This is a genomic window from Polyangium jinanense, assembly GCF_028435265.1.
Taxonomy (GTDB): Bacteria; Myxococcota_A; Polyangia; order Polyangiales; family Polyangiaceae; genus Polyangium; species Polyangium jinanense.
This window is the reverse complement of record NZ_JAGTJK010000012.1, coordinates 107,236-122,913: the sequence shown is the minus strand read 5'-3', so window position 1 is coordinate 122,913 and position 15,678 is coordinate 107,236. Positions and strand designations below refer to the sequence as shown.

The 15,678-nt window shown below is 72.6% G+C and carries 5 protein-coding genes; 4 read left to right on the top strand and 1 reads right to left on the bottom strand.

The annotated features are described in order from the left end of the window. Positions 1-116: 116 nt before the first annotated feature. Positions 117-4,532 (bottom strand): tetratricopeptide repeat protein, encoded by a 4,416-nt coding sequence (locus tag KEG38_RS23015; RefSeq protein ID WP_272421897.1) that lies wholly within the window; start codon positions 4,530-4,532, stop codon positions 117-119. A gap of 184 nt (positions 4,533-4,716) precedes the next feature. Here KEG38_RS23015 and KEG38_RS23010 point away from each other — a divergent pair, with 184 nt between their 5' ends. From KEG38_RS23010 to KEG38_RS22995, 4 genes are all read left to right on the top strand, one after another. Continuing rightward, positions 4,717-5,307, top strand: a complete 591-nt coding sequence (locus KEG38_RS23010) for a peptidylprolyl isomerase (protein WP_272421896.1) — start codon at positions 4,717-4,719, stop codon at positions 5,305-5,307. Positions 5,308-5,332: 25 nt separating this feature from the next. Beyond that, positions 5,333-5,629, top strand: coding sequence for a polyhydroxyalkanoic acid system family protein (locus KEG38_RS23005; protein WP_272421894.1), 297 nt, complete (start codon positions 5,333-5,335; stop codon positions 5,627-5,629). Between the two features lie 267 nt (positions 5,630-5,896). Further along, a complete protein-coding gene (locus tag KEG38_RS23000) occupies positions 5,897-10,639 on the top strand; it encodes a tetratricopeptide repeat protein (protein WP_272421893.1) in 4,743 nt (1,580 codons plus the stop codon). Between the two features lie 32 nt (positions 10,640-10,671). Then, positions 10,672-15,672 (top strand): tetratricopeptide repeat protein, encoded by a 5,001-nt coding sequence (locus KEG38_RS22995; RefSeq protein WP_272421891.1) that lies wholly within the window; start codon positions 10,672-10,674, stop codon positions 15,670-15,672. Positions 15,673-15,678 lie beyond the last annotated feature (6 nt).

Here is a 15,678-nt window from a genome sequence, read left to right as displayed (position 1 = left end):
CCCTCATCCACTGTAGCAGTACACACTGCACAATCGTGGTAGGGTCCTGTACCACGTGCCAGCGGATGGAAGGAAGTGCTTTCTGGGGTCTGGCTCGGCGAGGAAGGAAACGCGGGTCAAGGATTGGGGCGAGGGGGGGTTCCCCCCTGCCCCAGCGACACGAGCGCCCGCTCCACGTCGGTGCGGTACGCATTATCCATCGCCGCCACGTCCTTGAATCGGAGGAAGCTCTTCACGGCCTTGTCCTTTTGCCCCGTCGCGCGCATCGCCTCGCCGTGGAGGAAATACGCGTCGGCGTGCCAGCTCTCCGCCGGTCCGCCCTTCTGCAGGAGCAGCTCCACGGCCTTGTCGAGCTCCGGCGTTGCCGCGTGCTTGTTCCCGTTCGATTCGAAGATCTTCCCGAGCCGATAATGCCACTCGGCGACCGAGCCATTGCCGGCGATCGCCTTTTGCCACGCCGTCTGCGCCTCCGGCCAGCGGCCGAGCTCCTGATAACAGAGCGCCATCGTGGCGTGCGCCTCGTGCCGGGAGGGGCGCTTTTGCAAGGCAATCTCGAGGTCCGCGAGGGCATCGAGCGTGCGGCCTTGCTTGTGGAGCAAGACGCCGCGTTGCCAGTAGGCGTCCGCGAGCTCGCGGTCGAGCTCGAGCGCGCGCTTCAAGGCCGCCTCGGCCTTCGGGAACTGGCCGAGGACGTTCGCCGCCCAGCCGACGTACAGGTAATATTCAGCGCGATTGCCGTCGATCTCCGTGGCCCGCTCGAGGAAGCGGATCGCATCCCCCGCCGCCGTCGAGCCACCCTTCAAGAGGAGCGCGCGGCCGAGGAAATGGTTCGCGTCCGAGGAGCTTCCGCGCTCCTTCAAGACCTCACGCAAAATCGGCTCGGCTTGCGCCGCATGGCCCGCCATGACCTGCGCCGAGCCGACGCGCATTTTGAGGTCGATGTCATTCGGCGCCTTCTCCAGCGCCGCCGCATACATCTCGAGCGCGCGCTCGCTCTGGCCCGTCTCCTCGTAAAGAAGGCCGCGCTCGAGCGAGAGGCCCGGGAATTCCTTGTCGATGGTCGCGATCTGGTCGAAGACCTTCTGCGATTCCTCGAACGAGCCCATGCGGCGGAGCGTGACGCCGAGGCGGAAGCGCGTGCCGAGGTCGTCCTCCTTGGCGAGCGCAGCCTCGAATTCGGTGCGCGCCTCGGAATAACGGCCCGCCTGCGAGAAGACCTCGCCCTTGGCGCGGTGGAGCGCCGGGAGATCGGGGAACTTGGTGCTGGCCTCGCCAAGCTTGGCCTGCGCCTCGTCATTGCGGCCGGCCGCCGAGAGGAGCGAGGCGAGCGCGACGTAGGCCTCGACGGCCTCGGTCTGCACGCCGCCGAGCTTGATGGCCTGGGCGTAAAGGGCCTCGGCTTCTTTCTTGTTGCCAAGCGCATCCTCGACGCGGCCGAGCCAGTAGGCGGAGGCGGCGGCGTCGGGTTTGTCGGCGCGGAGTTTTTCGGCGAGGGCCTTTCCGTCCTTGAGGCGTTCGAGCGCGAGGAGGGTTTTCGTGGCGCCGATGCGGGCCGGAAGGCTGGTCTCGTCGACGCGCATGGCCTCCTCGAAGCGGAGGAGCGCCTGGGAGAAGCGGCTCGATCGATAAAAGAGCTCGCCGTCGCCGATGAGCGCGGCCGCGCTGCGCGGGTCGATCTTGAGCGCCGCAGCAAAGGCCTGCTCGGCCGCGGTGATGCGGGAGCGACCGAGGTGAATGCGGCCGATTTCGATGTAGGCCTCGACGAGCTCGCGTTCGCTGGCAGAGGCGCGAATGTCGCCGTCGGCGGTGACCTTGCCGAGGAGATCGAGGGCCTCGGTTTCTTTGGCAGGGTCGCGGCCGAGGATCGAGGCGAGCAAGGTGCGCGCGCCGGCGTGCTTGGGGGAGGCTTCGAGCGCGGCGCGGGCAGTCTTTTCGGCGCTCGCGGCGTCGCCCTTGGCGAGCTCGGCGCGGGCGAGGCCATAAAGGGAGCGGGCGCCCTTGTGAAGGGAGACGGCGCGTTTCCACGCGACGAGCGCGTCGGCGGCGGCGCCGGAGGCGAGCTCGATCTCGCCGATCAGAACCGCGGCGTCGATGTCGTTCGTATTGGCGTCGAGCGCGTCCTTGGCGAGGCGACGGGCTGGTTCAAGGCGGCCCGCGAGCGCGTGCTCTGCGGCAACCGCGAGGGTGCGCTCGCGGCTCGGGCTCTCGGTCTGTCCGAGGAGCTGCTTGCCGAGGGTCTCGTCGTCGCCACGGCGGCCATGGCGGAGGCTACGCGCGAAGGCGACGTACGCGGCGTACGCAGCCGTCGCGCGGTGGCGCGGGCGCGAGACCTGCGCGGCCTTGGCAGCTTCGAGCGCGCGCGCGGCGGCCGCGGCGGTGTCCTCGTCGAGCGTGGCCTGCGTGTTCTTTTCGAGGCCGGTGAGCGCCTCGGCGTGCGCGGAGGCATTCACGAGATCACTCACGGCGTGCACGCCGAACGGGCCGATGTCGGGCAGGAGCGCGAGCGCGCCGCCGCCGATCGCGATGAGGACGGCCGCGCCGATGCCATAGACGCGGCCACGGCCGCGGGGACGCGTTTCACTCGCGGGTCTGGCGACGCTCTTCGGAGGTTTGTCGCGCTTGGCGAGCGGCGCATCAGCTCCGTCGGACTCGCCCGGCGCAAGGTCGACCTCGTCGCCGATGCCCGCGCTGTCGTCCGGAGGCGGCTCGGGCGCGGCGCCGAGGTCGACCTCGGCGCGCTGGGTCGGCGCGCCCGTGCTGATCGGCGCGCTCACCGCGAGGTCGATGGCCGGCTCGAGGGAAAACTCCTCGCCCGGCTTGGAGACAGGGGCCGCGGCACGCGTGCTGTTCGGCGGATGCGGCGTGGTCTTGGGCGCGGCAGCGGTCCTGTTCGGCGGGGGATCGGCGAACGCGGCGTCGAAGGCCGCGTCGTCGAGCTCGAAGCTGGGCGTCGAGGGCTGAGCGGCGCGCGGAGGCGCGGCGGGCGCGGCGGCGGGCGCAGGCGGAGGGTCACTCGCGAGGGGAAACTCGAGCTCGCCGAGGTCGCCCGGATCAAAGGCCGCGATCGCGCTGGACGGGACGGTCGCGCCAGGATCCATCCTGCGGGTCACGTCGTTCCGTGTCGCGGAGCCCGCGGTCGGCGGCAGCGGGAGCTCGAGGTCGCCGAACGACGGGCCTTCGGGCGCGGGCAGGTCGAGCTCGCCGAAGCCGCCGAGATCGGGCGCCGGGAGATCGATCTCGCCGAAATTGCCGAGGTCGGTGTCGGCGGTAACGGCGGGCAGGTCGAAGCTGCTCAAGGGTTTTCCGCGCAGCGCCGTCATCGCGCCCGAGGAGCGGTGCTTCGGGCCGGGCGGGGCCGGCGCGGGGAGATCGGGGGGCTCGTTCTTCGCGGGAGCCCGCGCCGGCGCGGGGAGATCGATCTCGCCGAACCCCTTCGCCGCAGGCGGCGCGGGGCGCGCGGCGGCGGGCCTCGCCGGCGCGGGGAGGTCGATCTCGCCGAAGCCCTTGGCCGCGGGCGCGGGGCGCGCGGGGGCCGGCAGATCGAGCTCGGGCGTGCTCTTCTTCGCAGCGCGCGCCGGGCTCGGCAGATCGATCTCCGGTTCGGGCGCGCTCTTCGCGACGGGACGCGCGGGCGCGGGGAGCTTTTCGTCCGGCTTCGGCGGCGGCTTCGGCGCGGCGGGGCGCGCGGGCGAGGGCAGGTCGATCTCGCCGAACCCCTTCGTCGCGGGACGCGCGGGCGCGGTCGGTTTGTCCTCCGGTTTCGGAGGACCCGGCTTGGACGCGGCCGCGCGCGTCGGCGAGGGCGACGGCGACGGCAGATCCACTTCGAGCGACGTCGTCGCCGCCACGGCCTTCATCTGCCGGACCGTCGGCTTGGTCGAGGGCATCCCGGGGGGCAGCTCGATCGCCGCGAGCGCGGCGTCTTCCTCCTCTTCCTCATCGAGGGGGAACTCGTTCACGGCCGCCGCGGGCATCTGCCGGACCGTGGGCTTCGCGGGCACCGGCAGATCCACGAGCTCTTCCTCTTCGGCCGCGGGCAAGGACGCCGGCATCTGCCGCACCGTCGGCTTCGCGGGCGAGGGAAGATCGATCTCGCCGAACCCCGGATCGTCGCCTTCGCCCCACAGATCGAGCTCCGTGGCTTCGGCGGGCTTCGGCGCGGGCGCGGACGCGACGGGCTTCGCCGGCGCGACAGGCTTTGCGGGCGCGACAGGCTTTGCGGGCGCGGCGGGCTTTGCGGGCGCGGCCGGCTTCGGCTGGGCGGGGAGCACGGGCGGCTTCGGCGCGAGCGGAGCGGCAGGCGCCTTGCCCGCCACGGGGCGCGGGAGCAGCGGCTCGGAGCCACCTTTCGCGCGCGGCGCGACCGGCGAGGGGAGATCGATCTCCTCCTCCGCCGGCTCCGAGGGCTTGCGGACCAAGAGGCTCGTGCCGCACTTCGAGCAGCGCATCTTGAGCCCCGTCGCCGGGATCCGTCGTTCCTCCACCTGGTACGGCGACTTACAGGAGTCGCACTCGACCTTGACCATGCTCATGCCTTCGAGGGGCCCTGGGGCGCGCGATGGTTCGCGTTGCTCACTTCTACCAGGGTTTGAGGCTTCGCGGCTCTTTTGCGACACGAGGAGGGCGGCGAGCGCGGGCCGAGCGGGCGGCCGAGCGGCGTGGATTCGCGCCTCTCGCTTCCGCTGGGCCGGGGAAATATGCTAACGCGCTCGCCCCATGCAGAAAGCGACCGCCTTCCTCTTCGCCGTGTTGGTCCTCGGGGCCATCGCGCTCGTCGTCGTCCCGCGCGGTCGCGGCGGAAGCCCGTCCACCGAGACGGCGACGGCCGATGCAGGCGCGCCGAGCGACGCGGGCGCGGCGACGGCGGCGGACGGAGGCGCGGAGCCCTCGGATGCAGGCGCGAGCGGCGAGCCTGGCAGCGAGGTGGAACCGGCGGGTCCGGTCGACGCGGGCGGGACGTTGCTGCTCACGGGCGAGGCGCCGCCGCCCCTCGCGGGTGAGGTGCCGAAGTCGGTCGTGTTCGGGGTGATCCTCGTGCAGTACAAGGGCGCGCAGGGCGCGCTCCCGAACGCGCGGCCGCGCGAGGAGGCGCTGACGCTCGCCAAGCAGCTCGCCGAGGAGGCGAAGACGGACTTCAAGGCGGCGGTGGCGAAGGGCGACAAGGGCTCGATGGAGAACGCGGGGCGGCTGCCGCGCGGAATTTTGGAGCCCGCGCCGGAGTATGTTCTCTTCAGCCTGGCCAAGGGCGCGGTGAGCGAGGTCGTCGACACGCCGCGCGGCTACTGGATCGTGACACGGATCGAGTAGGCACGATACGAAGGGGACGGACGCGATGGCGCAGATCGACATCCTGAGGCCCCACGGCATGAGCGAGGACGCGGCGCGGCGGCGCGCCGAGGACCTGGCGAGGCGGCTGGAACAACGCCGCGGGGTGCGCTGGCGCTGGGAGGGCGACGAGCTCCGGCTCGACGCGCCAAACGGGCCTGCGAAGGGGACGCGGGGGTCGGTGCGCGTGACCGCGGAGGCCGTGCGGATCCGGGTGGAGCTGCCGCTCCTGCTCCGCGCGATGCGCCCCGTGGTCGAGTCGAAGCTGCACGAAAAGCTCGACGCGATGCTCGGCAAGGCCTGAGCGAGCAAGCGAGCAGGCGAGGCCGGGAAGGCGCCCCCACCGGGGTCCACGGGCGGGGCTCTCGCCCACGATCGGGACCGGCCGCGTCGAACACGTGCCGCACGGGAATACCCGCGCATCGCGGCAAGGCGCGCGATCGTCGCGATCCGTCGCGAGCACGCTTTACTCCCGACGCACCGTTTGGCTAGTCTCCACACGCAGCATGCAATGGACCAGAAACCCGTCTCCGCGGGAGGCGCGTCGAGCCCAATGACGGTAGAGACACCCATGCCCACGGGGCAGGCCGAGGATGCGGCGGCCTTCCTCAATCGTTTACGGTCCGAGCACGCCGCGCAGGAGGACAACGCGCTCCAAGCGCTGCTCCTGCACGAGTGCGGCGTCCTCGAAGAGAAGCACGGGGAGGAGCCGTCCGCCGCGCGGGACTACCTCGCCGCCTTCAACGCGGATCCGCAAAACCGCGAGTCGCTCGAGGCTCTCGTCCGGATCTTGACCCGACGCAAGTCCATCAAGAACCTCGGGAAACTGCTCGAAGCGCTGACGCGCGCCTCCGTGACCCCGGAGGAGCGTGCCCGCGCGTTCTGGGAGCGCGCCGCGTTCTTGCAGGACTACGAGCAGAATCTTCCGGGCGCAAAAGAAGCGCTCGAAGAGGCCGTCGGCGCGAGCCCCGAGGACCCGACGCCGTGGCTCGAGCTCGAGCTCATCGCGGCGAAGGACGGTGATCTGCCCGGCCGCATGCGCGCCATCGAGGCGCGCGCCGAGCTCGCATCCGATCCGACGTGGAAGGCGTTCCTGTTCATCGAGCTCGCGGAGCTGTCGGCGAAGGCCGGCGACACGCAGCGCGCCTACGATCTGATCGACGCCGCCGCCGCGCTGGATGGTCAGGGCCGTTTCCGGTCGCAGGTGACGCTCGAAGCGATCGCGGCGCGGGAGGACAACACGACGGCGCTCGCGCGGGCCCTCGAAGGTCAAGCGCAGCTCATCGAGGAGGCCCTCGAAGACGCAGAGCGCGGTGACGCGAGCGGCGTGCCCCGCTACGCGCGGCGCGCCGAGTACGCAGCCGACGCGTGGCTGCGCGCGGCAGAGCTGAAGCGGCGCGCGGGGGATCAAGAAGGCTGGGTGAAGCTGCTCGCGCGAGCCGCCGAGCAGCTCCCGCAGTCGTCGCTCATCGCGCGCTCGCGGCTCGCATCGCTGGAGACGAACGGCGACGCGAAGGGCGCGGCGGATCTCGCGCGGGCCGAGCTCGAGCGCGGCACCCCGGGCCCGGCCGCGGCGGCGCTGTGGCTGCGTATCGCCGAGGCGGCGATGCTCGACAACGACCGGGATGGCGCACTCGCCGCGCTGCGCAGCGCGCTCGAAGCAGACCCGGCGTCGATCATGGCGCGCGCGCTCGAGCTCGACCTCTTGAGCGACGCGCAGGATCCGGCGGCGCTCGCGCGATCGCTCGAAGCTTCGGGCGCGTCGTGCCCGACGAACGAGGCGAAGGCGCGCGCGGAGATCATCGCGGCCTACGTGTGGGCCTGCCAGGCCGGAGACTCGGACGCCGCGAAGGCGGCGCTCGGTCGGGCCGCGGCGCTCGGTACGCCGGCGCCGCTGCTCGCGCGGATCGCCCGCACGCTCGCGTCGGTTCGGGGCGATGCGGCGTGGTACGAGCAGGTGACGGCGGAGCTCGTGGCGAGCGGCGCGGAGCCGGGCGAAGAGGCGAGCCTCTGGTTCGAGCTCGGCCGGAGCCGCTCGATCCGAGGCGATGCGGACGGCGCGGCCGAGGCGTTCTCGAAGCTCGCGGCGCTCGACGGTGATGCCTCCACGTGGCTCGGGCGTGTGCTCGCGGCCTACGCGCTCGGCGCGAAGAAGCCGGCGCCGGGCGAGGTGAGCGCGTTCCGCCCGATCGCGGCGACGATCGAGGAGCTCGCGAAGGTCGAGACGGACCCGAGCCTCGCGCGGGGCCTCTGGGTGGTCGCTGCACTGCGCAGCACGCGCGCGGGCAACCTCGATGCGGCGCGCGCGCGACTGCGCGAGCTGCACGAGGCGCAGCCGTCGGACGAGGTGGTGGCGCTTTTCCTCGCGGACCTCGAGCGCCGCGCAGGGGACCTCGCGGCCGCGTCGAACATCCTGTCGGCATGCGCGACGGCGACCGAGGACATCGACCTCGGCGCCGCGCTCTACCTGGAAGCCGCGCTTCTCACGTGGCGGATCGGCGATCGGCAGAAGACGATCGAGCTCATCGAGCAGGCGCGCGGCAGCGCGTCGAAGGCGGCCGCGGCGCTGCTCGCGTGGGCGCTGCGCGGGGCCGATCCCGACAGCCTCGACGGTCGTCGCCGCGCGCTGCTCACGGCAGCGGAGGCGGGCGCCGATCCGGCGAGCATCGCGATCGAGCGCTTCGGCCTGGAGGTGGGCCAGGGCGAGGCGGGTGACCGCCCCGAGGCGCTCACGGCGCTGGAGACGGCGGAGGCCGAGGGCTCGGGCGACATCACGGTCGCCGCGGGGCTCGCGCGCCTGACGTGGCCCGAGGCGCAGAGTGATCGTGGGGCGATCGATCGCGCGCTCGATCGTCTGGAAGACCAGGGCGACGAAGCGACGGCGATCGCCCGCGCGGAGCGGTATCGCCTTGCGCGCACGGTCGATCAGGACCCGGGCGCGGCGGTGTCGCGCGCGGCGGCCTGGGCGGACGCGGAGCCGAAGCTCTACGCCGCGCTCGAGTGGCTCGGGGCGGCGCTCGCCGCGAAGGATCGTGATGCCGAGGTGGCCGCGCGCCGCGCGGTGGGAACGTTCCTCGACGACGAGCCGTGGTCGGCGATGGACGCGTCGGCCGCGCTCGTGGCGATGCTGGATCAGCCGAGCACGCCGCAGCCCCTGCTCGCCGGCACGTCGGACGCGACGCGCCTCGCGAACCTGGAGCTCGCGATGCCCGGCTGCGATCCGCGCCGCCGCGCCTTCGCCCTGCAGAACGTGGGCGGGGCGCTCGGCGAGGATGCGGGCAGCGACGCTTCGGCGCTCTCCGGCTGGTCGGAGCTCGCGGCGGGCAACGTGGAGGCGGCGCTCGCCACCTTCCGCGCGGCCGTCGAGCGCCGCCAGGACGACATCGTGTCGTGGGAGGGCGTGCGCGCGGCGAGCGAGGCGCTCGGCGACCACGTCTCCACGGCGCTCGCGCTCGCGCAGCTCGGCGCCCTCAGCAAGGACGACACGCGCGGCGCGGCGTTCTGGGAGTCCGCGGGCATCATCCTGCTCGATCACACCGACGCGCACGACGACGCGGAGATCGCGTTCGCCCGCGCATTCGATCGGGATCCGAGCCGTTCGGTCGCCTTCGACAAACTCTTCCGCCGCGTCCGTTCGCGCAACGAGGACGACAAGCTGCTCGACATCATCGGGCGCCGTCTCGACGTGGCCGACGACGAGGCGGAAATCGGCAAGCTCTTCTGGGAGCGCGCGCGCGTGCTTCGCAAGAAGGGCGATCGCGAGGGCGCGCTGTCGGCGCTCGAGAACGTCACGATGCTCGAGCCCGATCACGTCGGCGCGCTCGCGCTCGCCGGCGAGATTTCGATCACGATGGGCAAGTTCGCCGAGGCGGCGGACCTGCTCGGTCGGCTCTCGGGCATCGGCGAGGCGCCGGCGCAGCAGCGGCTGATGTCCGGCGTCGCGGCGGTGGACATCTACGAGAACAAGCTGAACGCCCCGGAGAAGGCGCTCAAGGTGCTCGTGGGTCTCCACGAGGCGGGCCTGTCCACGCCGCCCGTGCGCGAGCGCCTCGCGCGCGTCGCGGCGAAGACGGGCGCGTGGTCGCGCGCGACGTCGATCCTCGAGCAGCTCATGCAGGAGCGCGACAAGCGCGAGGGTCGCATGGAGGCCGCGCGGCTCGCGATGGCCATCTGGCGCGACAAGCAGAACGATCCGCTCAAGGCCGAGAGCGCGGTCGTGAAGCTGCTCGACGAGTCGCCGGACGACGGCGAGGCGCTCGATCTCGTGCTCACCACGAGCTACGAGGCGTCGCTCCGTCAGCGCCTGCTCGGCCGCGCGAAGAACGTGCTCGTGCAGAAGCTCTCCGAGGATCCGTGCGACGCCGACCGCGTCGAGCGGCTCGCGAAGATCGCGCAGGCCGGGCAGGACGCGGCGCTCCGCCAGGCGACGCTCGGCTGCCTCGTCTCGCTCGGTCGCGACGACGACGCGATCTCGACGGAGCTCAAACGGATCGACGGTCGCGTCGCGACGCGGCCGCAGATCGTGCTCGACGCGAAGGCCATGGCCGAGATCGCCGATCCGGAGGACAACGGCCCGATCGCGGAGCTCTTCGTGCTCATGGCCGAGACGGTGACGCTCGCGCTCGGCCCGACGCTCGGCTCGCTGAACGTCGGCAAGAAGGAGCGCATCGACTCGCGCGGCGGCCACCCGCTGCGCGTGGCGGTCGCCGAGTGGATGGGCGCGGTGGGCTTCGAGGGCGACTTCGAGCTCTACGTGGGCGGCCCCGAGCCGAAGGGCGTGCACGGCGTCGCCGGCGAGGTGCCCGCGATCGTCGTCGGGCCCGGGATCACGACGCCGCTCGACGCGGCGGCGCGCTCGGCCATCGCACGCACGGTCTTCGCCCTGCGGCGCGGGATCACCTCGCTCCGCACGCGCGACGAGGCCACGGTCGCGTCCGTGGTCATCGCGGCGTGCAACGAGGTCGACATCAAGGTCCAAAACCCCGGCTACGCGGTCTACGGCGAGATCCAGCGCGCGGTGCACAAGGAGATCTCGCGCAAGATCCGCAAGAGCATCGGCGAGGTCTGCCAGAAGGTCGTGTCGAGCAAGCAGGATGCACGCGCGTGGACGAACGCGGCGCGTCGCAGCCTGGATCGCATGGCGGTGATCGCCGCCGGCGACGTCTCGATCGTTCTGAGCGACATCGTGAGCGTGCCGCGGGATCAGCTCGGCTCGGTGGTCACCGAGAGCGAGCGCTCGCGTCGCCTTCTCTCGTTCGTGCTTTCCCCCAGCTACCTCGAGCTGCGCAAGAAGCTCGGCATGGGTGTCCGGTGAGCCACGACTCTGGAGCAAAGGATCAAGGTCCCGTGAGCGAGCCCCAAGACGACGAGATCGACCTCGCAGAGGACGCGATCGAAGACGACGACGACGACGCTGCGACCATCATGGCGCACGTGCCCGACGAGCTGATGGCGTCGCTGCGGAACTCCGGCAGCGAGCCGGAGATCGGCGAGGTGACCGCGCGCATGAAGGAGGACGTGCGGCACGAGTTGCCCACGAGGCCCGAGGACGACGGGCTCGTGGAGGCCCTCGTCGACGAGACGAACACGCTGCCGGCCGCGGACACGAGCGCCCACGACGCGGTGACGCCCGCGGGACCTTCCGTCGTGGAGACGCCGGTGGCCGCGGTCGTGGCCGAGGTGGAAGCCGAGGACGACGTGCCGATCGCGCCGTCGCGGCGCGAGCGCGCGCCCGTCGCGGGAGCGCCCACGTTCGACGACGAGCAGGACGCGAGCGCGCACCTCGTGCGCACGCAGCAGCGTGACGCGTGGGCCGAGCGGGCCGCGTGGCTGCGCGCCGAAGCCGAGGCGATGGAGGACAAGGCCGCGCGCGCGCGAGCGCTCGTGGCGGTGTCCGAGATCTACGCGATGGCGGGCGAGGAGCAGACAGCGCGCGCGATCGCGGCCGAGGCGCGCGAGCTCGCGCCGAGCTCTCCGCTCGCGCATCGCCAGATCCGCGGGCTCCTCGCGCGTGATCAGGACTGGCAAGGCACGATCGAGGTGCTCGACACCGAGGCGCGCATCGCGCCGACGCCGGCCGCGCGGGCCCACGCCGCCGTGCTCGGCGCCGAGGTCCTGCGCATCCGCCAGGAGGACGAGGAAGGCGCCCAGAAGCGCATGGACCTCGCGCAGCGCTCGCTGCCCACGGATCCGCGCCCGCACGTGCAGCGCTTCTCCGAGGCGCTCGGCAGCGCCGACGACGCCTTCACGAAGGTTCGCGCGCCGGAAACGAGCGAGCTCTCGGCGCTGCGCGACGCGTTCACGCAGGTCGCGATCCACCGCGGCGTGGTGCCGCGTGGCATCCGCGGTGTCGTCTCCGCGTACGACGCGCTCCTCCGCGCGCGCGCCGCGCTCGAAGCGGGCGACGTGTCCCTCGCGGTGTCGAGCCTCGGGCGCCTGCGCAGCACCGCCTCCCTCAAGGGCGGCGCGGGCTGGCTCGCGGGCATGCTCGCGGCCGCGCGCAAGGACACGCGTCCGGGCTCGATCGAGGCCCTGCGCGGCGCGCTCGACGGCACGCACGACGCCGACGCGCGGCGCGCCCTCGCGGCCCGCGCGATCGAGCTCGGCGACGCCGCCGCGGCGCGCGCGGCCGTCGAGGGCAGCGACACGATCGCGTTCTCGGCTGCCGACCGCCTCTCCTTGACGGCGCTCACCGGAGGCTCGCGCGAGCTCTTCGACCAGGCCGTCGACGCGGCCGCGGGCGACGACGAGCTCGCGCCGCTGCTCGCCGCGGCGAGCGCGGCCTCCCGCGAAACCGACGCGTCTTCGAGCAGCGTCATCGGCGCTGGCAGCCCGAGCGCGCGTGCTTCCGCGGCGCTCGGCCGCGCCCTCGCCGACGCTCGCCCCGACGGCAAGCCCCTCGGCGAGAACGACGCCCTCGCGGCGGCGATCCTCGGCTACACCGAGCACGCCGCCGACAGCGGCACGGGCCGCGCGCTCAAGCTCGAGCTCGACCTCGAGTCGAAGGCTGGCGCGAACGTCGCCCGCGCCGTCGCCGCGTGGCGCGGTGCAGAGGACGGGGATCGCGACAGCGCGCTGGCGAGCGCGCTCCTCGCCGAGCTCGCGGGCGACGCGGAGCTCGCGGCCGAAGGGTACGATCGCGCGCGCCAATCGGATCCGGCCCACGAAGGCGCCACGCGCGCTCGCGCGACGGGCGCCGACGCCGCGACCGCTTCGAGTGTCCTCGCCGGCCTCGCGCAGTCGATCGAGCCTGGCACGCGCGCCGCGCTCTTGCTCACGGAGGCGGCGATCCGCTTGCTCGAGGTCGAGGTCCCCGACACCTCGATCGACGACGAACGCGACAAACTCCTCCGCGGCGCGGCCGAGATCGACGCGCGCCTCCCGCTCTCCGTGCACCTCGGCGAGCGCACGGCGCGCGGCGTGGGCGATCGCGACGGCCTCATCGAGTGGCTCCACCTCCGCCGTCAGGCGAGCGAGGATCCGATCGAGCAGGCCCGCGACTTCGTGCGCGAAGCCCTCATCACGCCGGAAGGCGCGGCGCATGCGGCGGGCCTGCTCGCGCAGGCGCTCACGGCGCGTCCCGACGACATCGGCCTGCGCGAGCTCTACGAGCGCCTCTCGCCGGAGCGCCCCGCGGATCGCGCGGCCTGGCGTGCCGAGCGCGCGGCTGCCTCCACGGGCTCCGACGCCGCGCGCTTCTCGCTCGAAGCCGCGCTCGAGTACGAGCGCGACGGCGACCTCGAGAAGGCCGCGGCCCTCTCGCGGCAAGCCATCGCCGCGGGCGAGACGCTCCTCGCGCCGCTCTGCGCGTACCGCGCCGCGCTCGCGGGCCATGGCACGAGTGATCTCGTCGACGGCCTCTTGCAGTACGCCCGCGCGACGGAGGATTCCGTCGAGCGGCTCCAGGCGTACGAGCGCCTCGCCGAGCTCGACGAGATCGGCCGTGGCGACGCGGCGAGCGGCCTGCTCTGGCGCCGCACGATCCTCGAAGAGACGCCTACGCACCTGCCGACGCTCCGCCGCGTGGCGAGCGCCCTCATCGCGGGCGGCCGCGACGAGGAGCTCGAGCCGGTCGTCTTCACGCTCGCGAGGACGCTCGAAGGCCCCGAGGCCATCGCGCATGCGCACCTCTCCGCGCGCCTCCGCCTCCGCATCCACGGCTGGGACGAGACGCGCGAGCCGGTCGAGATCGCCTATCGCAACGAGCCTCGCGGGCTCTGGGCGCTCCGCCAAACGGCGGCGCATGCTCGCGCGCGCGGCGACGAGGCGACGGCGCTCGAAGCCGACCTCGAGCTCGCGAACCGCACCGAGCGCGCCTCCGAGATCGCCACGCTCTCGCTGCGCGCTGCCGAGTCCGCGACGCGTGCGGGGCAAACCGAGAAGGCCCGCGAGCTCCTCGAAAAGGCGATCGAGCTCGTGCCTGGTCACCTCGTGGTGCACCTCGAACGTGCCCGCGCCCTCGAGCAGAGCGGCGACTTCGTCGGGGCTGCGACCACGCTCGAAGCTGCCGCGCAGACCAGCGCGACGGCCGAGGAGCGCGTGCGCAACCTCTACCTCGCCGCGGTCCTCTGGGCCGACAAGACGAGCGAGACCGAGCGCGCGCGTGGCGCCTTCGAGAGCGTCTTCGCGGTTGATCCCTCGTACCTCGACGTCTTCCAGCGCTTACAGGCGATCTACGTCGCGAGTGGCGCGCGGGCCGAGCTCGCCGCGCTCCTCGAACGTCGCCTCGACGCCGTCACCGATCCGGCCGAGCGTGTCGAGATGGAGGTCCTGCGTGGCCGCGCGCTCGCCGACGTCGGCGACGCGGCGGCGGCGAAGCAGGCTCTCGCGGCGGCGCTCGATCAGAACCCCGACCACGTCGAGGCTCTGACGGCGTTTGCCGACGTCTGCGCGAGGGAAGACGACTGGGGCGGCGCGGAGCAGGCCTGGATCCGGCTCGCGCGCCTCGTCGCGGAGCCCGAGCGCCAGGCCGAGCTCTACATGCGCCTCGGCGACCTCTACAACGGACCGTTGCCGAACGCCGAGCGCGCCGAGCTCTCCTACCAGGAGGTCTTGAAGCGCTTCGCGAACAACGAGCCCGCGCGTGAGCGCCTCGTCGACCTCTACAAGAACCTCGGCGACACGGCGAAGGCCCTCGAGCAGCAGACGATCCTCATCAACAACGTCGAGGAGCCCGAGGCGAAGTGCCGTCGCACGACGCAGCTCGCCGAGATCTACGAGGCGATGGGCGACCTCAAGAAGGCCGAGCAGACCTTGCTCCAGGCGCGCAAGACCTGGCCCAAGGACGACGTCGCGCTCGGCGCGCTCGCGAGCTTCTACCAGCGCACCGATCAGGCGCAGGCTGCGAACGTCCTGCTCGATCGTGCCGTCGCCGACGCGCGCCGCGCGCTCGGCACCGGCCGCTTCGAGCCGTACCTCTTCAGCACCGTCGCCACCGTCGCCGATCTACGCGGAAGGCCCGAGGTCGCGCGCATCGCGCGTGGCAGCGTGGCGGCCCTCGACGGCGGCGCGGTCGATCTTCCGGGCGCGGGCGTGGCGGCCGGCGACCTCTCGCTCGACGAGCTGGTCGCGCCCGACGTGATGACGCCTGCGTTCCGCGACCTCCTGCAGCGCACTGGGCCGATGCTCGACACGGCCGTGCCGTTCGACGTCACGTCGGTCCGCGCGACGCCCTTCCCGCCCCCGCAGGCGCACCTCGCCGAGGAGATCAAGGAGCTCGCACGCGCCTACGGGATCGAGGATCTCAAGGTGCTGCAGTCGTCCACGCTCGGCTCGGTGTGCGTCGCAGCGAGCGCGCATCCACCGACGATCGTGCTCGGCGCGCCGCTCGTGGCCGCGACGAACGAGGCTGTCCGCACGTTCCTCGTTCACCGCGCGCTCAAGGTCGTCCAGGCGAATGCCACGGCCTTCGCGCGCACCGCGCCGATCGACCTCTGGCCGCTGCTCGCCGCGTACCTCAAGGCGCTGAGCCCCGGGTTTGCCCCGCAAGGTGTCGACCCGGCCAAGCTCAACGATGCGTCGGCGCGCGTCGCCAAGGCGCTCCCGGCGAGCCTCGATCCGCAGGTGCGCACGCTCGCGACCGACGTCATCGCCAACATCGGCAACCGCGCCTCGACCCTCAACACCGCGGTGAACGGCTGGGGTGCGCGCGCGGGCTTGCTCGCGGTCGGTGATCCCAACATCGCGCTCACGGGCATTGCCTGGGCTGGCGGCCACACGAACCAGCCTCCGGCGTCCGGCAAGGAGCGCCTCACCTGGATCGGTCGCAATGCCGAGGCCCGCGAGCTCATCGTCTTCTCGGTGAGCGACGCGTACGCCGATGCCCGCGCGCGCCTCGGCCTCGACTGATCCCAC

Coding starts and splice junctions, on each gene's coding strand:
- KEG38_RS23000 (WP_272421893.1), top strand. CDS start 5,897: ATGCCCACGGGGCAGGCCGAGGATGCGGCGGCCTTCCTCAATCGTTTA.
- KEG38_RS23015 (WP_272421897.1), bottom strand. CDS start 4,532: ATGAGCATGGTCAAGGTCGAGTGCGACTCCTGTAAGTCGCCGTACCAG.
- KEG38_RS23005 (WP_272421894.1), top strand. CDS start 5,333: ATGGCGCAGATCGACATCCTGAGGCCCCACGGCATGAGCGAGGACGCG.
- KEG38_RS23010 (WP_272421896.1), top strand. CDS start 4,717: ATGCAGAAAGCGACCGCCTTCCTCTTCGCCGTGTTGGTCCTCGGGGCC.